This window comes from Streptomyces sp. NPDC033177 (assembly GCF_055577715.1).
This window is the reverse complement of the sequence record NZ_JBVIPS010000011.1, coordinates 290,075-311,821: the sequence shown is the minus strand read 5'-3', so window position 1 is coordinate 311,821 and position 21,747 is coordinate 290,075. Positions and strand designations below refer to the sequence as shown.

General features: G+C 71.5%; 20 protein-coding genes. 13 read left to right on the top strand and 7 right to left on the bottom strand.

Translation table 11 applies throughout. From position 1 onward, the window contains the following. Nucleotides 1–55: 55 nt before the first annotated feature. The gene (gene ligD / locus ACZ5U5_RS34160) at nucleotides 56–1,069 is read right to left on the bottom strand and encodes a non-homologous end-joining DNA ligase (protein WP_469029517.1); all 1,014 of its coding nucleotides are present in this window, start codon (nucleotides 1,067–1,069) and stop codon (nucleotides 56–58) included. 73 nt (nucleotides 1,070–1,142) lie between these two features. Between ligD and ACZ5U5_RS34155 the strand changes: the two genes are divergently transcribed. Continuing rightward, nucleotides 1,143–2,204 carry an ATP-dependent DNA ligase gene (locus ACZ5U5_RS34155; RefSeq protein WP_469029514.1) on the top strand — a complete coding sequence of 354 codons (1,062 nt, stop codon included), beginning with the start codon at nucleotides 1,143–1,145 and terminating at the stop codon, nucleotides 2,202–2,204. A gap of 4 nt (nucleotides 2,205–2,208) precedes the next feature. Here ACZ5U5_RS34155 and ACZ5U5_RS34150 read toward each other — a convergent pair whose 3' ends face one another. From ACZ5U5_RS34150 to ACZ5U5_RS34135, 4 genes are read right to left on the bottom strand one after another with little or no spacing between them, the layout of a single operon-like run. Next, the gene (locus ACZ5U5_RS34150) at nucleotides 2,209–3,531 is read right to left on the bottom strand and encodes an LLM class flavin-dependent oxidoreductase (RefSeq protein WP_469029512.1); all 1,323 of its coding nucleotides are present in this window, start codon (nucleotides 3,529–3,531) and stop codon (nucleotides 2,209–2,211) included. Continuing rightward, the gene (locus ACZ5U5_RS34145) at nucleotides 3,528–4,370 is read right to left on the bottom strand and encodes an ABC transporter ATP-binding protein (RefSeq protein WP_469029509.1); all 843 of its coding nucleotides are present in this window, start codon (nucleotides 4,368–4,370) and stop codon (nucleotides 3,528–3,530) included. Before ACZ5U5_RS34145 ends, ACZ5U5_RS34150 begins: the two co-directional genes overlap by 4 nt. Beyond that, nucleotides 4,346–5,200: an ABC transporter permease gene (locus tag ACZ5U5_RS34140; protein ID WP_469029507.1), complete on the bottom strand. Its 855-nt coding sequence runs from the start codon at nucleotides 5,198–5,200 to the stop codon at nucleotides 4,346–4,348. Before ACZ5U5_RS34140 ends, ACZ5U5_RS34145 begins: the two co-directional genes overlap by 25 nt. Next, complete coding sequence (locus tag ACZ5U5_RS34135; RefSeq protein ID WP_469029505.1) at nucleotides 5,197–6,261, bottom strand: ABC transporter substrate-binding protein; 1,065 nt, start codon at nucleotides 6,259–6,261, stop codon at nucleotides 5,197–5,199. The genes ACZ5U5_RS34140 and ACZ5U5_RS34135 overlap by 4 nt, the downstream gene beginning before the upstream one ends. A 414-nt stretch (nucleotides 6,262–6,675) precedes the next feature. On the opposite strand from ACZ5U5_RS34135, the gene ACZ5U5_RS34130 reads away from it, so the two are divergent. Both ACZ5U5_RS34130 and ACZ5U5_RS34125 read left to right on the top strand, forming a co-directional pair. Next, nucleotides 6,676–8,478 carry a hydroxysqualene dehydroxylase gene (locus ACZ5U5_RS34130; protein ID WP_469029502.1) on the top strand — a complete coding sequence of 601 codons (1,803 nt, stop codon included), beginning with the start codon at nucleotides 6,676–6,678 and terminating at the stop codon, nucleotides 8,476–8,478. A gap of 38 nt (nucleotides 8,479–8,516) precedes the next feature. Next, nucleotides 8,517–9,458, top strand: a complete 942-nt coding sequence (locus ACZ5U5_RS34125) for a DUF3048 domain-containing protein (protein ID WP_469029501.1) — start codon at nucleotides 8,517–8,519, stop codon at nucleotides 9,456–9,458. Between the two features lies 1 nt (nucleotide 9,459). On the opposite strand, the gene ACZ5U5_RS34120 is transcribed toward ACZ5U5_RS34125, so the two are convergent. Next, complete coding sequence (locus tag ACZ5U5_RS34120; RefSeq protein WP_469029829.1) at nucleotides 9,460–9,927, bottom strand: MarR family winged helix-turn-helix transcriptional regulator; 468 nt, start codon at nucleotides 9,925–9,927, stop codon at nucleotides 9,460–9,462. Between the two features lie 178 nt (nucleotides 9,928–10,105). Here ACZ5U5_RS34120 and ACZ5U5_RS34115 point away from each other — a divergent pair, with 178 nt between their 5' ends. From ACZ5U5_RS34115 to ACZ5U5_RS34080, 8 genes are all read left to right on the top strand, one after another. Continuing rightward, complete coding sequence (locus ACZ5U5_RS34115) at nucleotides 10,106–10,888, top strand: CoA transferase subunit A (protein ID WP_469029498.1); 783 nt, start codon at nucleotides 10,106–10,108, stop codon at nucleotides 10,886–10,888. Then, nucleotides 10,888–11,559 carry a CoA transferase subunit B gene (locus tag ACZ5U5_RS34110; protein ID WP_469029496.1) on the top strand — a complete coding sequence of 224 codons (672 nt, stop codon included), beginning with the start codon at nucleotides 10,888–10,890 and terminating at the stop codon, nucleotides 11,557–11,559. Before ACZ5U5_RS34115 ends, ACZ5U5_RS34110 begins: the two co-directional genes overlap by 1 nt. Nucleotides 11,560–11,561: 2 nt before the next feature. Then, nucleotides 11,562–12,764: a thiolase family protein gene (locus tag ACZ5U5_RS34105; protein ID WP_469029827.1), complete on the top strand. Its 1,203-nt coding sequence runs from the start codon at nucleotides 11,562–11,564 to the stop codon at nucleotides 12,762–12,764. 62 nt (nucleotides 12,765–12,826) lie between these two features. Then, entirely contained in the window at nucleotides 12,827–13,597 is a 771-nt protein-coding gene (pcaH, locus tag ACZ5U5_RS34100) for a protocatechuate 3,4-dioxygenase subunit beta (RefSeq protein WP_469029493.1), read from the top strand. Further along, nucleotides 13,597–14,151, top strand: coding sequence for a protocatechuate 3,4-dioxygenase subunit alpha (gene pcaG / locus ACZ5U5_RS34095; RefSeq protein WP_469029490.1), 555 nt, complete (start codon nucleotides 13,597–13,599; stop codon nucleotides 14,149–14,151). Before pcaH ends, pcaG begins: the two co-directional genes overlap by 1 nt. Continuing rightward, nucleotides 14,148–15,515: a 3-carboxy-cis,cis-muconate cycloisomerase gene (pcaB, locus tag ACZ5U5_RS34090; protein WP_469029487.1), complete on the top strand. Its 1,368-nt coding sequence runs from the start codon at nucleotides 14,148–14,150 to the stop codon at nucleotides 15,513–15,515. Before pcaG ends, pcaB begins: the two co-directional genes overlap by 4 nt. Next, on the top strand, nucleotides 15,512–16,624 hold the full coding sequence (pcaDC, locus tag ACZ5U5_RS34085) for a bifunctional 3-oxoadipate enol-lactonase/4-carboxymuconolactone decarboxylase PcaDC (protein WP_469029485.1): 1,113 nt from the start codon (nucleotides 15,512–15,514) through the stop codon (nucleotides 16,622–16,624). The genes pcaB and pcaDC overlap by 4 nt, the downstream gene beginning before the upstream one ends. Nucleotides 16,625–16,709: 85 nt before the next feature. Beyond that, on the top strand, nucleotides 16,710–18,404 hold the full coding sequence (locus ACZ5U5_RS34080; RefSeq protein ID WP_469029482.1) for a serine/threonine-protein kinase: 1,695 nt from the start codon (nucleotides 16,710–16,712) through the stop codon (nucleotides 18,402–18,404). Nucleotides 18,405–18,430: 26 nt separating this feature from the next. Here the strand turns inward: ACZ5U5_RS34080 and ACZ5U5_RS34075 are convergent, their stop codons facing one another. Further along, a complete protein-coding gene (locus ACZ5U5_RS34075; RefSeq protein WP_469029479.1) occupies nucleotides 18,431–19,447 on the bottom strand; it encodes an alpha/beta fold hydrolase in 1,017 nt (338 codons plus the stop codon). Between the two features lie 284 nt (nucleotides 19,448–19,731). Between ACZ5U5_RS34075 and ACZ5U5_RS34070 the strand changes: the two genes are divergently transcribed. Next, complete coding sequence (locus ACZ5U5_RS34070; protein ID WP_469029476.1) at nucleotides 19,732–20,103, top strand: hypothetical protein; 372 nt, start codon at nucleotides 19,732–19,734, stop codon at nucleotides 20,101–20,103. A gap of 118 nt (nucleotides 20,104–20,221) precedes the next feature. Next, complete coding sequence (locus tag ACZ5U5_RS34065) at nucleotides 20,222–21,724, top strand: SulP family inorganic anion transporter (RefSeq protein ID WP_469029473.1); 1,503 nt, start codon at nucleotides 20,222–20,224, stop codon at nucleotides 21,722–21,724. Nucleotides 21,725–21,747 lie beyond the last annotated feature (23 nt).

Below are 21,747 nucleotides of genomic sequence, written 5' to 3'. Positions count from 1 at the left end.
CTGATCGGCCCTTCTTCGGCCCTCGCACCCCGGCCTCGGGGCGCGGGGGCCGTTGTCAGTCCTCGTGCCTGGCCCGGCTCGGCTGTACGCGTTTCGGCTCGCCCGGCATCTTCGGGTACTCCGGCGGGTAGGGCAGGTCGCCGTGGCCATGTTCCCGCTCGTCCCGGGCGGCGAGTTCGAGGAGTGCGTCCAGGGTGAAGGCGTGCTTCTCCATGTCCGCGTGCACGTCGCCGGCCTGGGCGAACCGCTCGGGCATCGTGCCGATGTCGAAGTCCTCGGGCACCGCGTCGTCGATCTCGTCCCAGCGCAGCGGCGCGGACACGGGGGCGTTCGGCCGGGGGCGCACCGAGTAGGCGGAGGCGATGGTGCGGTCGCGGGCGGCCTGGTTGTAGTCGACGAAGATCTTCTCCCCGCGCTCCTCCTTCCACCACGCGGTGGTGACCTGGTCCGGCATGCGGCGCTCCAGCTCGCGGCCGCAGGCGATCACGGCACGCCGCACCCCGGAGAAGTCCCACCGCGGCTCGATCGGCACGAAGACGTGCAGGCCACGGCCGCCGGACGTCTTGGGCCAGCCCTGGAGGCCGTACTCGTCCAGGACCGCGCGCAACTCGTGCGCGGCACGCACCGCGTCGGCGTAGTCCGTGCCGGGCTGCGGGTCCAGGTCGATGCGGAGCTCGTCGGGATGGTCGGTGTCGTCGCGCCGTACCGGCCAGGGGTGGAAGGTCAGCGTGTTGAACTGGGCGGCCCAGACGACCGCGCCCACTTCCGTGGGGCACATCTCCTCGGCGGTGCGTCCGCTGGGGAAGGCGATGGTGGCCGTGGGGATCCAGTCGGGGTGGCTCTTGGGGATGCGCTTTTGGTAGAAGAACTCGCCGGCGACCCCGTCCGGGAAGCGCTGGAGCGTCGTGGGGCGGTCCCGCAGGGCGCGCACGATCCCGTCGCCGACCGCGATGAAGTAGCGGGCGACGTCCAGCTTGGTGAACCCCCGCTCCGGAAAGACGACCTTGTCCGGACTGGAGAGCCGCACCGTACGCCCGCCCGCGTCGAGCTCCACCGCTTTACCACCCATGCGGCCACGCTAGGCGTTACGGACGCAAGTCGCATACCGGGCGCAAAGTGACGTATGGGCCCAGAATCGGAGCATGGATCTGCCGGTGATGCCCCCCGTCAAGCCCATGCTCGCCAAACCCGTGGCGAGGATCCCGCCGGGCATGCAGTACGAGGCCAAGTGGGACGGCTTCCGCGCGATCGTCTTCAGGGACGGCGCCGACCTGGAGATCGGCAGCCGTACGGGCAAGCCGCTGACCCGCTACTTCCCCGAGTTGGCCGAGGCCCTTCTCGACCGGCTGCCCGACCGCTGCGTCCTGGACGGCGAGATCGTGATCGCCCGGGACGGCCACCTCGACTTCGACGCGCTCACCGAACGCATCCACCCGGCCGCGTCCCGGGTGCGCACGCTCGCCGAGCGGACCCCGGCGTCCTTCGTGGCCTTCGACCTCCTGGCGACGGACGACGAAGACCTCCTCGACACTCCCCTCACCGACCGCCGCACCCGCCTCACCGAGGCCCTGGAGGGCGTAAGCGCCCCCGTCCACCTCGCGCCCGCGACGATGGACCCGGAGCTGGCCCAGGAGTGGTTCGAGCAGTACGAGGGCGCGGGCCTCGACGGTGTCATCGCCAAGCCGCTCGACCTGCGCTACCGGCAGAACGAACGCCTCATGTTCAAGATCAAACATGAGCGCACGGCGGACTGCGTGGTCGCCGGCTACCGCTTCCACAAGAGCGGCCCCGTCGTCGGCTCGATCCTCCTCGGCCTGTACGACGACTCGGGCACCCTCCAGCACGTCGGGGTCTGCGCCGCGTTCTCCATGCGGCGGCGCGCGGAGCTCATCGACGAGCTCGAACCGCTGCGTCTTGAGTCGGTCGAAGACCACCCCTGGGCCGCCTGGGGGGACGAGTCCGCCCACGAGACGTCCCGGATGCCGGGCGCGCCGAGCCGCTGGACGGGCAAGAAGGACCTCTCCTGGGTGCCGCTGCGCCCCGAACGCGTCTGCGAGGTGGCGTACGACCACATGGAGAACGGGCAGCGCTTCCGGCACACCGCGCGCTTTCGCACCTGGCGACCGGACCGCACCCCTGACGGCTGTACGTTCGCCCAGCTGGAGGAACCGGTCCGGTACGACCTGGCGGACGTGCTGCGTTAGCGGGTCACGCGGCGTACTGGCTGTCCGGGCGTGCGAGGCCGTAGTGGTCGCGCAGGGTCGTGCCCGTGTACGCGGTGCGGAACAGGCCTCGGGCCCGCAGGATCGGCACGACCTCGTCCGCGAAGAGGTCGAAGCCGCCGGGCAGCCCTGGCGGCATGACGTTGAAGCCGTCCGCGGCACCCTGCTCGAACCACTCCTGGATCTGGTCGGCCACCTGCTCCGGCGTCCCCGCGATGACGCGGTGCCCGCGGGCCCCGGCCAGGCGATGCAACAGGCCCCGTACGGTGGGCTGTTCGCGGTCGATGATGTCGAGGATGACTTGGAAGCGGCTGCCGTTGCCGCGTTCACCGCCGGTCTCGATGAGCTCACGCGGCACGGGGCCGTCCAGTTCCTCGGCCGTCAGGCGCAGCCCCAGCATGCGGTGCAGGAGCTGCAACGAGTACGCGGGCTGGGTGAGTTCGTTGTACTCGTCGTGCAGGGCGCGCGCCTCGGTCTCCGTGGAGCCGATGAAAGGGCTGATGCCGGGCAGGACGAGCACCTTGCCGGGGTCGCGTCCGAGGCCCGCGGCCCGCTTCTTGAGGTCGGCGTAGAAGTCCTGGCCGTTGCGGAGGGTCTGGTGCGCGGTGAACACCGCCTCCGCGTACCGGGCGGCGAACGCACGGCCGTCCTCCGACGAGCCTGCCTGCACGTAGACGGGGCGGCCCTGAGGGGTGCGCGGCGTGTTGAGCGGGCCGCGCACCTTGAGGCGCGGACCCTCGTGGTCGATGGCGTGGATGCGGTCGGTGTCCGCGAAGAGCCCGGTCTTCTGGTCGGCGACGAGCGCGTCGTCCTCCCAGCTGTCCCAGAGCTTGGTGACGACATCGAGGAACTCCCGTGCCCTGTCGTACCGTTCGGCGTGCACGGGGTGCGCGTCGAGGCCGAAGTTGAGGGCGGCCTGCGGGGCTCCGGTGGTGACGATGTTCCAGCCGGCGCGCCCCCGGCTGAGGTGGTCGAGCGAGGCGAAGAGGCGGGCCAGGTTGTAGGGCTCGCTGTAGGTGGTGGACGCGGTCGCGATGAGGCCGATCCGCGAGGTGACGGCGGCGATCGCGGAGAGCCAGGTGAAGGGCTCCAGGCGGAAACGGCTCGCGTACCGGACGTTGTCGGCGAGCGCCGGGCCGTCGGCGAAGAAGATCCCGTCGAAGGTTGCGGCCTCCGCACGCCGTGCGAGGTCCTGGTAGAAGTCGATGTCCAGGATGCGGGAGGGGTCGGACGCGTGGTGCCGCCAGGCGGCCTCGTGGTGCCCGCCGGGGTAGACGAAGAGGTTGAGGTGCAGCTCGCGGGGGCTCATGCGACAGCCGCCTTCTCCTTGGGGGCGTGCTGGGCTTCGTCCCGCTCCTCGGGGGCGCGTTCGGCTTCGTCCCTCTCCTCGGCGTCGTGCCGGACGTCGTCGGTCCGTGCGGGGTCGCCCTCGGCCGGATCAACCCCCAGTTGCCGCAGCAGCCGCCACCGCAGCGCCGCGTACTCCGGGCTTCCCTGTCCACGCGGCGCGGGCAGCTCCACCCGTAGGTCGGCCGCGATGCGTCCGGCGTCCAGGACGACCACCCGGTCGGCGAGTGCGATCGCCTCGTCGACGTCATGGGTGACCAGGAGCACGGCGGGCCGGTGTGCCTCGCATAGGCGTCGCAGCAAGGCGTGCATCCTGATGCGGGTGAGCGCATCCAGCGCGCCGAACGGCTCGTCCGCGAGCAGGAGTTGGGGCTCGCGGACCAGGGAGCGGGCCAGCGAGACCCGCTGTTGTTCGCCGCCGGACAGGTCCGCGGGCCAGGCGTGCTCCCGGCCCGCAAGACCCACCTCGGCGAGGGCCGCGCTGGCCTGATCCCGTGCCCCGGCACCCGTCAGGCCGAGGGCGACGTTGTCCAGGACCCGCTTCCACGGCAGCAGCCGTGCGTCCTGGAAGACCACCGAGACATCATCGGGCGCCGCGAGGTCTCCGCTTCCCGCGACCTCGTGGTCGAGTCCCGCGAGCGCCCGGAGCAGCGTGGATTTCCCGGAGCCGCTGCGGCCCAGGAGTGCCACGAACTCCCCTGCCGCGATGCGGAGTTCGAGGCCGTCCAGAATCTTCCGGTCGCCGAACGAGCGGACCAGGTTCTCGATCCGGACCGTCAGCCCGCCAGTGTGCGTCGCCATGACAGCGCCTTCCTCTCCACGAGCCGTACGAGTGCGTCCGAGACGAGACCGAGGAGGCCGTACACGACGAGGCCGACGATGATGATGTCGGTCTGCCCGTAAGTGCGGGCGAGCTCCATCATGTAGCCGATGCCGCTCGTGGCGTTGACCTGCTCGACCACGACAAGCGAGAGCCATGCCGCGGTCACCGCGAACCGCATGCCGAGCAGGAAGCCCGGCAGCGCTCCCGGCAGGACGACATGGCGCACGAACGCGGTGCGGGAGAGCCGGACGGTCTCGGCGAGTTCGGCGTAGCGGCCGTCGATCGTCCGCAGGCCGTTGTGGGTGTGGATGTAGACGGGCACGAACACGCCGAGCGCGATGGTGATGACCTTCATCGACTCGCCGATGCCGAACCAGAGGATGAGCAGCGGGATCAGCGCGAGCGAGGGGATGGCCCGCTTGATCTGTACGGGGCCGTCGATGATGCCCTCGCCGATCCTGCTGAGCCCGGCGGCGATCGCCAGGGCGAGCCCGGCCGCAGTGCCGAACAGCAGGCCCAGGAGGGCGCGTTGGGCGGACGTGGCGAGGTTCGACTGGAGCCGCCCCTCGGCTATCAGATCACCGGCGGTGCTGACCACGGTCCAGGGCGCGGAGAGATTGCGGGCGTCGATGAACCCGGCGGCCGACCCCACCGACCAGAGCGCGAGCAGCAACAAGGGGCCGATCGCCCAGCCGTACGGGACGGGCCTGCCGGGGCCGAGCCTGCGGCGCCGGGGCTTGCGGCGGACGTGGGCCACGGGCTCGGGGTGTGGGGAGGCCTTGGTCAGGACAGGAGCGTCGGCACTCATGTTCCCTCCCCCGCAACGGACTTGACGGCTGCCGCGGCGACCGATTCGTAGCGCCGGTCGAAGAGGACCGCCGCGTCGAAGGTCTCCTTGCCGGTCTCCTTCGCGAGCAGGTCGACGGTCTTCTGCTGGCGCGCGATGGCGTCGGTCCAGTCGGCCGGGATGTCCGGATGACCGATCCCCTTGACCAGGTACTCGCCGTCCGCGCGGGTCAGGCCCTGATCCTTGACGTAGTAGCCGGCGATCCACTCGTCGGGGTGTTCGTCGGCCCATTCGGCAGCGCGCGCCCAGGCCTTCACGAACTCCCTTATGGCCGCGGCCTTCTGGGGGTTCTGCACCGACTCGGTCGGCACCCACAGATGTCCGGGGTCGTCCCGCAGGCCGTGCTGGATCGTCTTCGCGCCGTCCTTGCCGTACTTCGCGGGATAGCGCTTGATGTTGACCCCGCCGAGCGGCGCCGCGTCGACCTGGCCGTTGCCGAGGGCGGAAGGGTAGACGTCGCCGGTGCTCGGCAGCTCGACGAGCTCCACGTCGTCCTTGGCGAGCCCGGCCTTGGCGAGGATGCGCAGGACGAGGGCGCCCTGCGCCTGGCCGGGGCTGTAGGCGATCTTCTTGCCGCGCAGGTCTTTCAGCGTTTCGATGTCGGCGCCGGGTGCGATGCCGAGTTCGTACGTGGGGTGCTTGAGCGGTTCCTTCCGGTATTTGGCGGCGACCAATTTCGTGTCGAGTCCCGTCCAATGGGCGTGGATGGACGGAATTTCCGCCGCCGAGCACACGTCGAGGGAATGCGCCCTGAATGCCTCGGAGCACTGGGGGCCGCCGCTGATGTTCGCCCATTTCACCTTGAAGGGCAGCTTGTCGAGCTGTCCGGAGAGTTTCAGGGCGACCTGGGTGTCCGGCGCCCCGATGGTGAGGGTGGTGTCCGGATCCACTTTCGCGGGGATCTTGGCGGAGACCTGCTTGGCGTCGACGGTCGTGGTGGAGGTGGCGTTGTCTGCGCAACCGGCCAGGAGCAGGGGGACGAGGAGGGCAGCGCCGAGCGCCGCCCGCATATGTGTGGGCATGAATTCTTTCCCGGAGTGCGGACCTACACGGCAAGGGAAGACCGCCGGGGAATTTCCCCGCGGCTCATCACGAAGCGTTGCGAAAGGTCAGCTACACAGAGCGGTGGCCACGCGCATCAGATCAACAGCGCGCCGCTGCTTGAACCGCCGGGATATTCGCATGGCGTCGAAACTAGCCACGGCATCAAGAGAGGGTCAAGTCATCGCGCCCGCCCCGGCATTCCGGAAACGCAGCCTTCGCACTCCGGCCATACGCACGTCACACCACCCCGCGCCGCCGTCCCCGGAACCGTGCCGGGAGCGCGATCGCGCCAATGTTCACGCCCCTGACCTCGCGCCGCTTCCACCCCATGAGCGCCGACCGTAAGCTCCAGCGCCTGACACGGGAGTTACTTACGGTAAGGGGGCCGGTGCATGGGGTACTCGGGAGCTGCGGGCAGCACGAGGCGGACGTTCGTCGCGGGGGCGGCGGCTGCGGGCGGCGCTGCGGCGGTGGCGCTCGGCGCGGGAGCGCTTCCTGCGGCGGCCGCGGACCGCGCCCCGCGGGCAGATCCGGAGGCGCAGGTCTCCGTGGCCGTCCTTGGCGGCGGCGTAGCAGGACTGACCGCCGCGCACGAGCTGGCCGAGCGCGGCTTCGCCGTAACGGTCTATGAGCGCAGGGCCCTCGGCGGCAAGGCCCGCAGCATGGACGTACCGGACAGCGCGAAGGGCAACCGGAAGCCGCTGCCGGGTGAGCACGGGTTCCGTTTCATCCCGGGGATCTACCACAACCTCCCGGACACGATGCGGCGCATCCCCTTCCCCGGGAACGCGAACGGCGTCTGGGACAACCTCGCGGCGCCGCGCGAGATGTCGTTCGCGCGCACCGGACGGGAGGACATCCGGATGCCGATCCCGTGGCCGGGCAGCGAGCCGGAGAAGCTCAGCCTGGACGACATCGCGCGGGCGCTCACCGCGCTCCTAGACACCGCCTTCAACCTGCCCGCGCACGAGGTCGCGTACTTCGTGAACCGCGCCCTGGTCTTCCTCACGAGCTGCGACGAACGGCGCGACAGCACCTGGGAGTCGACGCCCTGGTGGGAGTTCACGCGCGCCGCGAAGATGTCGAAGGACTACCAGCGCATCCTCGCGATCGGCGTCACCCGCAACATCGTCGCCACCAAGGCCGAGGAGGCGAGCACCCGCACCGTCGGCACGCTCGGCGAGGCCTTCGTCTTCAACGCGCTCGGGCAGGGCGCGGACGGCCCGCCGGACCGGCTCCTGAACGCGCCGACTAACGAGGCGTGGATCGATCCCTGGGTGGCCCATCTGAAGTCCCTCGGCGTGGAGTTCCGGATCGGCTGGAGCGTGCGCCAGTTGGGCTTCGCGGACGGTCGCATCTCCAAGGCCGTCATCGAGGACCCCGACGGCGTACGCCGCGACATCACCGCCGACCACTACATCCAGGCCATGCCCGTGGAGCACGCGCGCAAGACGTGGAGCGCCGAACTGAGGGCGGCTGACCCGCAGTTGGCGCGCTGCGACAAGCTGGAGACGGACTGGATGACGGGCATCCAGTTCTATCTGACGGAGCGTCCGCCCACCGTCAAGGGTCACTTCAACTGCATCGACTCGCCCTGGTCGCTCACGGGCATCGCCCAGGCGGGCCACTGGACGGAGCGCGACTTCCCGGCGGACTACGGGGACGGCGTCGCGGTCGAGTGCCTCTCCGTGGACATCTCCGAGTGGGACAAGCCGGGGATCCTCTACGGCAAGACCGCCAAGCAGTGCACGCGCGACGAGGTCGCCAAGGAGGTGTGGGCGCAGCTCAAGGCCGCACTCAACGACACCGGCAAAGTGGTCCTGAGCGACGGCAAGCTGCACTCGTGGTTCCTCGACCCCGGCGTCGACGGCATCGGGACGCCGAACCCGACCAACGAGGACGAACTGCTCATCCACCCGGTCGGCACCCTGCACAACCGCCCGTCGGCGGCGACGAAGATCCCCAACCTCTGCCTGGCGGGTGACTACGTGGCCGTGCCGATCGACCTCGCGACGATGGAGGGCGCCAACACGTCGGCACGCCAGGCCGTGAACGCCGTCCTGACGAGGGTCGGTTCGGATGCCGAGCCCTGCACGGTGGCCTCCTTGTACCGCGCTCCGGCGATCGAGCTCCTCAAGCGCCACGACCGCACCCGCTACCGGCTCGGTCTGCGCAACGCCCTCGATCTGGGCTGAGGGCGGGAGAGCAGGGGCGTACGGGGTAGGACCCCCGTATGGGAACGCGGACACGGACACGACGCACGACGGCGGCGGCGGTGGCGGCCGTCGCCGCCCTGGCCCTGGCACCCGGCTGCACCCTGAGCCGGACCGGCGAGGGCGACGCCAAGGATCCCGACGGTGGGCGCGTGCTCGCCGTGAAGATCGACAACGTGGGTCCGGCCCGCCCGCAGACGGGCCTGGACGCGGCGGACGTCGTGTACGCGGAGCAGGTCGAGGCCGGTCTGAGCCGCCTCATGGCGGTGTACGCGGGCAAGCTGCCGCCGGTCGTCGGCCCGGTGCGCAGCGCGCGGGAGACGGACCTGGAGCTGCTGCGGCAGTTCGACGACCCGGCGCTCGTGTTCTCCGGGGCGCAGTCGAAGCTCCTCCCGCTGATCTCGGCGGCTCCCCTGCGCCAGCTGTCGCCCGGCAAGGCGCCGGGCAACGCCTATTTCCGCGGCGCCGACAAGCCTGCCCCGCACAACCTCTTCGTACGTCCGAAGGCACTGGACGCCGATCCGGGCGACGGAGGTCTGGAGAGCACCGGCTTCAGCTTCGGCCCGCGCCCCAAGGGCGGCACCCCGGAGCGCGAGCGCACCGTCCGCTTCCCGGCTGCGCGGTTCACCTTTACGTGGGCCGCCGAACAGAAGCGCTGGCTGGTCTCCATGGACGGCGCGCGGGCCCGCACGGCCGACGGCAAGGCGCTCGGCGCTTCGACGGTCGTCGTGCAGTACGTGAAGGTGCGCGAGTCGCGGTTCCACGACCGCGGGGGCAACAACACACCGTTCACCGAGACCGTCGGGTCCGGCAAGGCGCGGGTCCTGCGGGACGGCCGTGCCTACGAGGCGCGCTGGGAGCGGCCCGCCGCGCAGGACGGCACGGAGTTCACGACGGCGGACGACGGCGAAGCGCTGCCGTTCGCGAAGGGGCAGGTGTGGGTGGTGTACGCGAAGGCGTGACTCAGCCCTGGTGGGCGGGGACGGGCTCGATGGGGTTGCGCAGGCCCTCCGCCGCGTCCGAGACCCGCTGGATCAGGTCGAAGAACACCGTCTGCTCGGCCGCGGAGAGCGGTCCGAGGAAGACCTGGTTCATCCGGGCCGTGCGCACCGTCAGCTTGCGGTGCGTTCGCTTGCCCTCGTCGGTGAGGTGCAGCAGATACCGGCGGCCGTCCTGCGGGTCGCGGACCTTGTCGAGCTGTGCGCGGCGGATCAGGCGGCTGATGACCTCCGCGATGGTGGACCGGTCGAGGCCGACGCGCTCGCCGACGGTGCGCTGGTCGAGGCCGGGCTCGGCGACGAGCGCGTTCAGGACGGCGAACTGCGGCGAGGTGATCTCCTCGGAGACCATCGTGTTCCACAGCAGGTAGTGCGCCTGCTGAAGACGCCGGGCCAGGTGCCCGGGGTGGGTGGTCAGGTCCACCGCGGCCATGAGTTCCTCCACTGCCTTGAGCCTGTTCGGGCCCGCGAATTCTGTAGGTGCACTGAACAGTACTCGCCCTTGACGGCTTAGGGAACGAGTGGCAGCGTAAGCCGCACCTCGTGGAAATAGTCAGTGCCCTGATTAATGGACGGGGCATCGAAGGCCTGGAAGAGATGGGGCTCGACAGATGGACAAGGTGGTGGCCTCGGCCGCCGACGCGGTGGCCGATGTGGGGGACGGTGCGTCCCTGGCGGTCGGCGGGTTCGGACTGAGCGGTGTGCCCGGCGTGCTGATCGCGGCGCTGTACGAGGCCGGCGTGTCGGGCCTGCGGGTGGTGTCCAACAACTGCGGGGCGATGGAGTCGGGCCTCGCCGTGCTGCTTTCGGCGGGCCGGATCGCGCGGGTGACCGGGTCGTACATCGGCGGGAACAAGGAGTTCGCCCGCCAGTATCTGGGCGGCGAGCTGGAGGTGGAGATGATCCCGCAGGGCACGCTCGCCGAGCGGCTGCGCGCGGGAGGCTGCGGCATTCCGGCGTTCTTCACCCCTGCCGGGGTGGGCACACAGGTCGCCGACGGCGGGCTCCCGTGGCGCTACGACGGTTCGGGCGGGGTGGCGCTCGCCTCACCGGCCAAGGAGGTGCGGGAGTTCGACGGGCAGGAGTACGTCCTGGAGCGCGGCATCCGGACCGACTTCGCCCTGGTGCGGGCCGCCAAGGGCGACCGGCACGGGAACCTCGTGTTCAACAAGTCCACCCGCAACTTCAACCCCCTGGCCGCGATGGCCGGCCGGGTCACCGTCGCCGAGGTGGAGGAGCTCGTGGAACCGGGCGAGATCGACCCCGACGCGGTGCACCTGCCGGGGATCTACGTCCAGCGGGTCGTCGAGCTCACCCCCGAGCAGGCCGCCGACAAGCAGATCGAGCGGCGTACGGTCTCCGCGCCGCCGGCACGAGGAACGGTGGGCGACTGATGGCCTGGACGCGAGAGCAGATGGCCGCACGCGCCGCACGCGAGCTGCGCGACGGGCAGTACGTGAATCTGGGCATCGGCCTGCCCACGCTGATCCCCAACTACCTACCCGAGGGCGTCGAGGTCATCCTGGAGTCGGAGAACGGCATCCTCGGCGTGGGCCGCTACCCCACCGACGCCGAGGTGGACCCGGACCTGATCAACGCGGGCAAGGAGACGGTCACCGTCCGCCCCGGCGCCTCCTACTTCGACTCCGCCCTGTCCTTCGGGATGATCCGCGGCGGTCACATCGATGTCGCGGTGCTCGGCGCCATGCAGGTCTCCGCGCGCGGAGACCTGGCCAACTGGGCGATCCCGGGCAAGATGATCACGGGGATCGGCGGCGCGATGGACCTGGTGCACGGCGCCCGCACGGTGATCGTGGCGATGACGCACACCGCCAAGGACGGCTCCCCCAAGATCCTGGAGGAGTGCGCGTTGCCGCTGACCGGCAAGGGTTGCGTGAACCGGATCATCACCGATCTCGGCGTCCTCGACATCACCAAAACCGGCCTGGAACTGGTGGAGTTGGCGCCCGGTGTCACTCCCGGCGAGATCGCCGCGAAGACAGCGGCCACGGTCCGCCTCTCCGAAGCCCTCTCCGCTGAACACTCCGGAGGAACCCCGTCATGAGCCTGCGTGACGTCTACATCGTCGACGCCGTACGCACCCCCGTCGGCAGGTACAACGGCGCGCTGGCCGGGGTCCGCCCGGACGATCTCGGCGCGCACGCGATCCGTGAACTCCTCGCCCGCACACCCGACTTGGACCCCTCCCGGATCGGCGACGTCTACTTCGGCAACGCGAACGGCGCGGGCGAGGAGAACCGCAACGTCGGCCGCATGGCCGCCCTGCTCGCCGGTCTCCCCGTGACGGTGCCGGGCGTGACCGTCAACCGGCTCTGCGCCTCCGGGCTCGAAGCCGTCATCCAGGCAGCGCGGGCCATCGCGCTCGGCGACGTCTCCATCGCCCTGGCCGGCGGGGTCGAGTCGATGACCCGCGCCCCCTACGTCCTGCCCAAGAGCGACCGCCCCTTCCCCGCCGGGCACACCGAGCTGTACTCCACCACTCTGGGCTGGCGCATGGTCAACCCGAAGATGGAGCCGCAGTGGACGATCCCGCTTGGCGAGAGCGCCGAACTGATCGCGGACAAGCACGGCATCACGCGCGAGCAGCAGGACGCGTACGCCCTGAGCAGCCATCAGAAGGCCGCCGCAGCACAGCAGAAGGGCCTGTTCGACGCGGAGATCGCCCCGGTCTCCCTCCCGCAGCGCAAGGGCGAGCCCGTTCTCTTCGCACGTGACGAGTGCGTACGCGCCGACGCCTCCCTGGAGGCCATGGCCAAGCTGAAACCGTCCTTCCGTACCCCGGACGGGACGGTCACACCTGGCAACGCCTCACCGCTCAACGACGGTGCCTCCGCGCTGCTCCTGGTCGACGAGGAGGGCCTGCGGGCGACGGGTCGTGAGCCGCTGGCCCGCGTCTCGGCGTCCGCCGTGTCCGCGACCGAGCCGCACTACTTCGGTCTCGCGCCGGTCGAGGCCGTCAACCGCGCGCTCGCGAAGGCGGGCAGGTCCTTCGGCGATCTGAGCACCCTTGAGCTGAACGAGGCTTTCGCGGCACAGGTGTTGGGGTGCGCGGCCGAATGGCCCGACCTCGACCCGGCCGTCCTGAACCCGCTCGGCGGCGCGATCGCGCTCGGCCATCCACTCGGCGCGTCCGGCGCGCGACTCGCCGGGACCGTCGCCCACCAGCTCGCCCGGCGCGGCTCTGGCACGGGCGTCGCCACTCTCTGCATCGGCGTGGGCCAGGGCTTGGCCCTGGTCCTCGAACGCTGACCGCACCCCCCCTTCGCGATCCCCACACTCCCCAGCACGCCGTCCTCACGGAGCCGAGAGACATGACCCTCACCGAACCCCTGCCCGACGGGCTCAGCCAGCGGGAGATAGACACCGAGGTCGCCAAGGCGCAGGCCGCTGCCGCGCCCTCCGACCACCCGCCGCGTGACTATCCCCCGTACCGCAGCAGCCACTTCCGCCACCCGAAGCAGCCGCTGGTCCCGCTGCGCGACCCGGAGGCGGTGGAGCTGAGCGGCCCCGCGTTCGGAGTCACCGACATCACCGCGCTCGACCGCGACCTCACGCGCCAGCACCTGGGCGAGCCGCTCGGCGAGCGGATCACCGTGTCAGGCCGCGTCCTGGACCGCGAAGGGCGGCCCGTACGCGGCCAGTTGGTCGAGCTGTGGCAGGCCAACGCGTCCGGCCGTTACGCCCACCAGCTGGACCAGCACCCGGCTCCGCTCGACCCGAACTTCACGGGCTTCGGCCGCTGCCTGACCGACGACGAAGGAACGTACTCCTTCACGACGATCAAGCCGGGCGCGTACCCGTGGCGCAACCACGTCAACGCGTGGCGCCCCGCGCACATCCACTTCTCGCTCTTCGGCACCGCGTTCACCCAGCGCCTGGTGACGCAGATGTACTTCCCGGGTGATCCACTGTTCCCCTACGACCCGGTCCTGCGCTCGGTCACCGACGAGTCGGCGCGAGCACGCCTGGTCTCCGCCTACGACCACGATCTCTCCGCCCCCGAGTGGTCGCTCGGCTTCCGCTGGGACATCGTGCTCGACGGCCCGTCCGCGACGCTCTTCGAGGAAGGCGACCACCACTGATGTCGTACGCTCCGACTCCCTCGCAGACGGTCGGCCCCTTCTACGGCTACGCGCTGCCCTTCCCGCGGGGCGGCGAGGTCGCGCCGACCGGCCACCCGGACACGATCACCCTGCACGGGCACGTGTACGACGGCGCGGGAAACCCCGTCCCTGACGCACTCATCGAGACCTGGCAGCCCGCGCCCGACGGCTCCCGCACGGGCGCGCCGGGATCGCTGCGGCACGACCCGGTAACCGGCGAGGTCGTAGGCCGTGACGGCGTCGCGTTCACCGGGTTCGGCCGCGTTCCGACCGACGCGGACGGCCACTGGACGATCCGTACGCTCCCGCCGGGCGGCGCCTCGTACATCGCGATCGCGGTCTTCGCGCGCGGCCTGCTCCATCACCTGTACACGCGCGCCTACCTGGTCGACGAGCCGGGCGACCCGCTCCTCGGCTCCCTCGAACCGGCGCGGCGCACGACGCTGATCGCCTGCTCCGAGGCGAGCCACACGTACCGTTTCGACATCCGCCTTCAGGGCGAGGGCGAAACGGTGTTCCTGGAGTTCCAGTGAGTGATGAAGGTACCGACGTCGGCCTGCTCGCCCCCGGGCGAGCGGGCTCCCCGGCCGAGTCAGCGACGGGCGACACGGCCTTCCTGCAGGCGATGCTGGACGCGGAAGCGGCGCTGACGCGGGCTCAGGCCGAGGTGGGCCTGGCCCCGGCGGAGGCGGTGACGGCCGTCGCCGCGGCGGCTTCCGTCGACCGCTTCGACGTACGCGACATCGCGCTCCGCGCGCGGTCCGGCGGCAATCCGGTGATCCCGCTGGTCGCGGACCTGACGGCGGCGGTGCCCGCCGAGGCCGCGCCGTACGTCCACCGGGGGGCGACGAGCCAGGACATCATGGACACCGCGATGATGCTGGTCGCGCGGCACATGCTCGACCTGATCCTGGCGGACCTGACCCGCACGGAGTCGGCACTGGCCCGCCTAGCGGCGGAACACCGGGACACGGTGATGCCGGGCCGCACCCTGACCCAGCACGCGGTCCCCACGACGTTCGGCCTCAAGGCGGCGGGCTGGCGATCACTGACCCTGGACGCACGGGACAGGGCGCGGACGGTGCGAGACGCGCTCCCGGCCCAACTGGGCGGCGCGGCGGGCACGTTGGCGGCTTTCGAGGCGTACGGGGGCCCCATGTCCCCAGCCACCACTCCCCCGGCGGAACGCGGACTCGCCGAAAAGCTCGTTGCCGTCTACGCCCGGGAACTGCGGCTGGCCGAACCCGCTCTGCCCTGGCACACCCTCCGTACCCCGGTGGCCGACCTCGCCGGAGCTCTCGCCTTTGTCGCCGGGGCCCTGGGCAAGGTGGCCGTGGATGTCCTCACCCTCGGTCGCACGGAGATCGCCGAGCTTTCCGAAGGGGCGGGCGGTGGTTCCTCCGCCATGCCGCACAAGGCGAACCCCGTGCGTTCCACCCTCGTCGCGGCCGCCGCCCGCCGCGCCCCCGCGCTGGCCGCGACGCTGCACGCGTCGATGGCCGCCGAGGACGAACGCCCGGCAGGGGCCTGGCACGCGGAGTGGGAGACCCTGCGCGACCTCCTGCGCACGGTGGGCGGCGCGTGCCACCACGCGGCGGAGCTCGCCGAGAACCTCCGGGTGCATCCGGAGGCGATGCACCAACACCTCGGTATCACCCATGGGTTGATCGTCTCCGAGCGGCTCACCGCCGAGCTGACGCCGCTTCTGGGCCGGGCCCGCGCGAAGGAGCTGCTCACCTCGGCGGCCCGTCGTACCCGCGACGAGGGCAGGACCCTCGCGGAGGTACTCGCCGAGGAACCCGGTCTCGCCTCCGTGGATCTCACCGAACTCACCGGCCCCGCCCGTTACACCGGCTCCGCCGGAGCCCTCACCGACCGAGCCCTGGAGCGACGATGACCGGCAAGCTGCCGCACCACACCAGTGAGGGCGCCCCGACCGCGCCGCCCCTCCTCCTCGGCTCGTCCGTCGGCACCTCCACCGCCTTGTGGGACGCCGTGGCGCCCGAACTCTCCACCACCCACCGGGTCATCCGCTGGGACCTGCCCGGCCACGGCAAGTCCCCCGCCGACCTGATCGGCCCGGGAGCGACCGTCGCCGACCTGGCGGCGCTCGTCCTCACGCTCGCCGACTCGCTCGGCGTCGACCGCTTCGCGTACGCGGGCGTCTCCCTCGGCGGCGCCGTCGGCCTGCACCTGGCCGCACACCACCCGGAGCGGATCGAGAGCCTCGCCGTGATCTGCTCCTCCGCACACTTCGGCGGCAGCGCCCGTTGGGAGGAGCGCGCGGCGCTCGTTCGCCGCGAAGGACTCGACTCGCTGGCGCAGAGCGCCCCGGAGCGCTGGTTCACCCCCGGCTTCACCGTCCCCCGCCTGGTGGACGACCACCGGACCACCGACCCCGACGCGTACGCGGCCTGCTGCGACGCGCTGGCGGCGTACGACATCAGGGACGCGCTGGCATCGATCACCGCGCCCACGCTCGTCGTCGCCGGCCGCGAGGACCCCGCGACGCCGCCCGCCCACGCACGCGAGATCGCCGATGCCGTACCGGGCGCCTCCCTCACGGAGCTGGCGGGTGCCTCCCATCTGGCGCCCGCGGAGCGCCCGGAGGCCGTGGTCGCGGCGCTGCGCACGCACTTGGCGGGGGCGGCCGCGAGCGGCATGGCGGTCCGGCGGGCCGTGCTCGGCGACGCGCACGTGGACCGCGCGCAGGGCAACAGCACCCCCTTCACGGCCCGCTTCCAGGACTTCATCTCCCGCTATGCCTGGGGCGAGATCTGGACCGACCCCACCCTCGCGCGCCGCGAACGCAGCATGATCACCATGACGGCCCTGGTCGCGCACGGGCACCACGACGAGCTGGCCATGCACATCCGGGCGGCTCGCCGCATCGGGCTCACCCCCGAGGAGATCGGCGCGGTGCTGCTCCAGACGGCGGTCTACTGCGGTGTACCCGCGGCCAACTCGGCGTTCGCAGTGGCACAGCGGGTCCTCGCGGAGGAGTAGCCCCGCGGAGCACCCTTTAGGCTGCTTCTGATCAGGGGTCTGATCAGGGGGTCCGGGGAGCAGGGAAGCAGGGGGGCGAGGGTTGATGAACCGCGCGACTGAGGTGTTCCAGCCGTTGCAGGGGGACGATCCGCGCACGGTGGCCGGTTACCGTCTCGCCGCCAGGCTCGGCGCGGGAGGCATGGGCCGGGTCTATCTGTCGCACACGCAGGGCGGCCGCCCGGTCGCGATCAAGGTCGTACGGCCCGAGCTGGCCGACGACCCGGCATTCCGCCGCCGGTTCGGCCGGGAGATAAGGGCGGCCCAGCGGGTCCGGGGCGCCTACACGGCCGAGTTGATCGACGCCGACGCGGACGGCGTGCCGCCCTGGCTGGCCACGCTGTACGTGCCCGGGCCCTCCCTGTCGGAAGCCGTGGCCCGGCGCGGACCGCTGCCGGTTCCCGCGGTGCTGTGGTTGATGGCGGGGATCGCCGAGGCGCTGCAGGCCATCCATGGCGCCGGAATCGTCCACCGGGACCTGAAGCCGTCGAACGTGCTCCTCGCGGCCGACGGACCGCGTGTCATCGACTTCGGCATCTCCCTGACCTCCAGCGTCACATCGCCGCACACCGTCACCGGTTCCGCCGCGGGAACCCCTCAGTTCATGGCCCCCGAGCAGGCGTCCGGGGGCGCGGTCACGGCGGCCACCGACATCTTCGCGCTCGGCCAGACCGCGGCGTTCGCGGCACTGGGCGAGCCGCTGTACGGGGACGGCCCCTCGGTCAGCGTGCTGTACCGGATCGTGCACTCCGAGCCCGACCTCTCCCTGCTGCCCGCGCAACTGCGTCCGCTGTTCGCCAAGTGTCTGGCCGCCGATCCGCGGGACCGGGCCACCCCGGCGGAGATCGTCGACTGGTGCCGCCAGCGCCTGGGCCGGGAGGTCGACGCGGGCGCGGGGCCTGCCGTCTGGCGGGAGATCGCGGGGCCTGAAGTGACGGTTCCGGCTCCGGTTCCGCACCCCACCCCGGTGGCGACGCAGCCGTTGTTCGCGCCACCACCGCGGCCGACGGCGCCCACGGGGGAGGACGCCCGGCGGGCCCGCCGAAGACGGAACACACTGATCACGGCGGCCGCGACGGCAGGCGCGCTCCTTGTGACGGGCCTGACGTGGACGGTCATGGACGCGACGGACCTGCTCCGCAAGCGGGACGCGTCGTCGCAGTCCGGTTCGGCGGCATCCGAACGGTCGGGATCCGGATCGGCGTCCGGAGGAACCTCGGGGGACGGCGAGCGAGCGGCGGCCGGTGAGAAATCCGGGGGCGAGGAGACCGACGGGAATGCGGGCTCCGGCTCCGGCTCCGGCGGCAAGAGCGACCGGGCGTCAGGCGGGTCACGCCCGTCCGCCGACGCCTCCACCCCGCCGCGCCCCGTCGCGCACCCCCAGACGTGGTTCGACGAGAAGAACTCCGTGAGCCTCACGGAGCCGGTGGACCGCAAGGACCGTAAGGGCGACCTCCGCTTCGTCTGCGGGCAGAGCAGTTGTTCGCTGACAAGCGACACCAGTGTGATCACCCCGCTGTACGGCAAGCCCGGGGCCACCCTCGACACGTGCCGCACCCTCCTCAAGGGCGCCACCGGTCACAACCTGCCGCTGGCCGCGGTGGCGGCCGGCAGCGAGATCTGCGTGAAGAACCCCTCCGGAGACATCGCCCTGCTCGTGGTCCTGGTGAAGTCGACCGCGATGCCGCAGGACGGGGTCAGCTTTCTGAGCGCGGACATGACGGTCTGGAAGGCGGCCTAGGGTCCATCTGCCCCTGAGCGCCCCGGCTAGGTGGCGCTCCGCTCGCTCGCCTCGCGATACCGCCGCTCCATCGCGTCCACGTACGCCTCGTCGCCCGGCCGCCCCGCCCGCAGCAGACGCCACCACTGATCGATGCTCCAACTGGCCGGTTCCGTCGCCCCGATGAACTCCTCGACGAGCCCGAGGAAGCGCACCGGATCGGCGTGGAAGGGGAAGTGACCGGCCCCCGGGAAGATTTCGAGGCGGCTGCCGGGCATCGCCTCGTGCGCGGTGTACGCGTGGTCGACCGGAAGGACGCCGTCCCGGTCGCCCCAGACGATGAGGGTGGGCATGCCCTGGGCGAGGTAGCAGCGGTCCAGCATCGTGACCACCTGGCCGCGCCAGTCGACGACCGACCGCAGCGTGCGGATGAACGCGGCCCGCGCCCACACGTCGGGCAGCGCGTCGACCAGGCCCATCAGCTCCGGCGCGTCCTGCCCGAGCCCGGTGTCGAGCAGCCGAAGGAGCGCGACGGTCGCCCGGACCGGCAGATCGGCGCCGGGCAGCCCGAGCAGGGAGAGCAACAGCGCGGCGCCGGGCAGCGAGACCCCCCGCAGCACAGGGGTGACCTGCGGGCCGACGCCTCCGGTGCTCACGAGGACAAGTCGGTCGACGCGCTCGGGGAACTGGTAGGCGAACTGCATCGCGACCCCGCCGCCGAACGAATGCCCGACGAGGGTGACCCGCTCGACGCCGAGCACACCGAGCAGGTCCCGGACCCCGTTGGCGTACGCGGCCACCGAGTAGTCGGCCCGGGGCTTCTCGGACGCGCCGTGGCCGAGCAGGTCGGGGGCTATGACGGTGTGGGTGCGGGCCAGTCGGTGGATCAGCGGGGCCCACGTCGCGGAAGAGTCGCCTATGCCGTGGATCAGCAGGATCGCCGGTCCCTCACCCGCGACGCGGTACGCGCGCCGGTAGCCGTGCACGGTGCGGAACCGCAGGGCGGGCCCGCTCTCGCCGCCGGTGGGAAGCCGCCTGGGCTGGAAGGGCAGGATCCGCGCCATGGGCCGGAGTGTAGGCGGGCGGCGCGGTGGGGTGGTTTCGCGGGGGTTTCGGGTGGCGTAATTCGGGCGCGGAAGCCGCAGCTGACCGGCGGGCCGCAACGTGCGCTGAGACCACCCGGGCCGGGCGGGGACCGCACGCCCCGCCCGCGCAGCCGTGTCACGCACACCTGATCGAAGGGTGGCTGTCGCGCCACGTCACCGCATGGTCACTCAGGTGACGGTTCCGGCGGTTAAGTTACTTGGTGACCATGGGAGTTACGCGGCCACGTGAGGACTTTGCCACTGTGACGGGAGCCGGGGTGCGCAGGCGGATGCTGTCCGCGGCGCTGATCGCCGTGCTCCTGGTGATCGTCCAGTTCTTCGCGCACGGGGCCAACGAAGACGCGTCCGCTATGGAATCGCGTACGCCACCTGCCACGGCGCCGTACGCCCAGTGCGGCGGGGACAGTCACCCCGAGGAGTCCGAGCGTTTCCCGGCGCGTGGGCGCCCGCACTGCCGTGACCTCACCCCCGACACGGCTCCCCAGCTGCACGCCCATCCGGCCACGACGGCGGACGACGGCACGCGCGCGTGCCGCGCCATTGCCGTCGCCCACCCCGGGACGAAACCCGCGGGCCGCGAACTACCGGCCCTCCTCCAGGTCTTCCGCTGCTGATCGGGCCCTCCGGCACGGCCATTCCGCCAGGCCCTCCCGCCTGACGCGCCGTCGGCCGGACCCGAACCGGTCCACGTCACACCGATGCGCCCCCCACGGCGCTCAGGAGTCAACCGACATGCAGCCTTCCCCTGCCCCCCTGCTCGACCGCGTCCGCTCGGTGTTCACACCTCCCGACGGCGTACGACACGACTTCGTGGCCTCCGTAATCGTCTTTCTCGTCGCCCTGCCGCTGTGTGCGGGCGTGGCCGTCGCCTCCGGAGTACCCGCCGAACTGGGTCTGATCACCGGCATCGTCGGCGGTCTCGTCACCGGCCTGCTGCCCGGCAGCAGCCTCCAGGTCAGCGGTCCCGCCGCGGGACTCACCGTGCTCGTGTACGAAGCCGTGCAGCAGTACGGTCTCGCCGCGCTCGGCGCCCTCGTGCTCGCCGCCGGGCTCCTCCAGCTGGTCATGGGCTTCCTTCGCCTCGGCCGCTTCTTCCGCGCCATCTCCGTGGCGGTCGTCGAGGGCATGCTCGCCGGGATCGGACTCATCCTGATCGCCGGGCAGTTGTACGCCATGACGGACAGCGAGGCCCCCAGAAGCGGCCTCGACAAGATCACCGGGCTGCCGGGGATGCTCACCGGCGTGATCGGCTCGGAACGTGCCCTCGCCGCCCTCGGGCTCGGCGTGGGCACCATCGTCGTCCTCGTGTGCTGGCACAGGCTCCCCCCGAAGATCCGCGTGGTCCCCGCGCCGCTGGCCGCCGTGGTGCTCGCCATGGGTACCTCGCTGCTCTTCTCCCTGCCGGTGGCCACCGTCGAGGTGCAGGGGCTCGTCGAGGCGGTGCGGGTGCCGGACGCCGCCGCCTTCGGGGAGCTGATGAGTTTCGGTGCCGTCGGCACCGTCCTGGCGTTCGCCCTGATCGCGTCGGCGGAGAGCCTGTTCAGCGCGGCCGCCGTGGACCGCATGCACGACGGCCCGCGCACGTCGTACGACAAGGAGCTGATGGCGCAGGGCGCGGGCAACACCGTGAGCGGGCTGCTCGGCGCGCTGCCGATGACCGCGGTCATCGTCCGCAGCTCGGCCAACGTGCGGGCGGGCGCGCGGACGAAGGCCTCCCGCGTCCTGCACGGCGTCTGGCTGCTCCTCTTCGCGGCGCTGCTGCCCTCGGCGCTCGGCCTCATCCCGGTCGCGACCCTCGCGGGCGTCCTCGTGCACGCGGGCTGCAAGCTCATCCCGGTACGGCAGTTGGCGCACCTGTGGCGCGAGCACCGCGGCGAGGCGGTGGTCCTGGTCGTGACGGCCACGGCGATCGTCACGGTGAACATGTTCGAGGGGGTCCTCATCGGTCTGGTGCTCGCCGTGGTCAAGTCCGCCTGGGAGACGTCACACGTGCACGTGGACGTCGTCGACAAGGGCGTGGGTCCGATCCATGTGCACCTGTCGGGCAACGCCACGTTCCTGCGGCTCCCCAAGCTCCTGGACGCGCTGGAATCCCTGCCCCCGGACCGCCCGGTCGAACTCGACCTCACGGGCTTGCGGCATCTGGACCACGCCTGCCATACGTCGCTGGAGAACTGGGCGGAGCGGCACAGCGCGGAGGGCACGGATCCGGTGCGGGTGGCGTCCGGGGCCTGAGGATCGTCGCTCGGCGCGGCGGA

What these genes read in the sequence shown, in the direction of transcription:
- ligD (WP_469029517.1), bottom strand. Translation starts at nt 1,069, where the DNA reads ATGGGTGGTAAAGCGGTGGAGCTCGACGCGGGCGGGCGTACGGTGCGG.
- ACZ5U5_RS34155 (WP_469029514.1), top strand. Translation starts at nt 1,143, where the DNA reads ATGGATCTGCCGGTGATGCCCCCCGTCAAGCCCATGCTCGCCAAACCC.
- ACZ5U5_RS34150 (WP_469029512.1), bottom strand. Translation starts at nt 3,531, where the DNA reads ATGAGCCCCCGCGAGCTGCACCTCAACCTCTTCGTCTACCCCGGCGGG.
- ACZ5U5_RS34145 (WP_469029509.1), bottom strand. Translation starts at nt 4,370, where the DNA reads ATGGCGACGCACACTGGCGGGCTGACGGTCCGGATCGAGAACCTGGTC.
- ACZ5U5_RS34140 (WP_469029507.1), bottom strand. Translation starts at nt 5,200, where the DNA reads ATGAGTGCCGACGCTCCTGTCCTGACCAAGGCCTCCCCACACCCCGAG.
- ACZ5U5_RS34135 (WP_469029505.1), bottom strand. Translation starts at nt 6,261, where the DNA reads ATGCCCACACATATGCGGGCGGCGCTCGGCGCTGCCCTCCTCGTCCCC.
- ACZ5U5_RS34130 (WP_469029502.1), top strand. Translation starts at nt 6,676, where the DNA reads ATGGGGTACTCGGGAGCTGCGGGCAGCACGAGGCGGACGTTCGTCGCG.
- ACZ5U5_RS34125 (WP_469029501.1), top strand. Translation starts at nt 8,517, where the DNA reads ATGGGAACGCGGACACGGACACGACGCACGACGGCGGCGGCGGTGGCG.
- ACZ5U5_RS34120 (WP_469029829.1), bottom strand. Translation starts at nt 9,927, where the DNA reads ATGGCCGCGGTGGACCTGACCACCCACCCCGGGCACCTGGCCCGGCGT.
- ACZ5U5_RS34115 (WP_469029498.1), top strand. Translation starts at nt 10,106, where the DNA reads ATGGACAAGGTGGTGGCCTCGGCCGCCGACGCGGTGGCCGATGTGGGG.
- ACZ5U5_RS34110 (WP_469029496.1), top strand. Translation starts at nt 10,888, where the DNA reads ATGGCCTGGACGCGAGAGCAGATGGCCGCACGCGCCGCACGCGAGCTG.
- pcaH (WP_469029493.1), top strand. Translation starts at nt 12,827, where the DNA reads ATGACCCTCACCGAACCCCTGCCCGACGGGCTCAGCCAGCGGGAGATA.
- pcaG (WP_469029490.1), top strand. Translation starts at nt 13,597, where the DNA reads ATGTCGTACGCTCCGACTCCCTCGCAGACGGTCGGCCCCTTCTACGGC.
- pcaDC (WP_469029485.1), top strand. Translation starts at nt 15,512, where the DNA reads ATGACCGGCAAGCTGCCGCACCACACCAGTGAGGGCGCCCCGACCGCG.
- ACZ5U5_RS34080 (WP_469029482.1), top strand. Translation starts at nt 16,710, where the DNA reads ATGAACCGCGCGACTGAGGTGTTCCAGCCGTTGCAGGGGGACGATCCG.
- ACZ5U5_RS34075 (WP_469029479.1), bottom strand. Translation starts at nt 19,447, where the DNA reads ATGGCGCGGATCCTGCCCTTCCAGCCCAGGCGGCTTCCCACCGGCGGC.
- ACZ5U5_RS34065 (WP_469029473.1), top strand. Translation starts at nt 20,222, where the DNA reads ATGCAGCCTTCCCCTGCCCCCCTGCTCGACCGCGTCCGCTCGGTGTTC.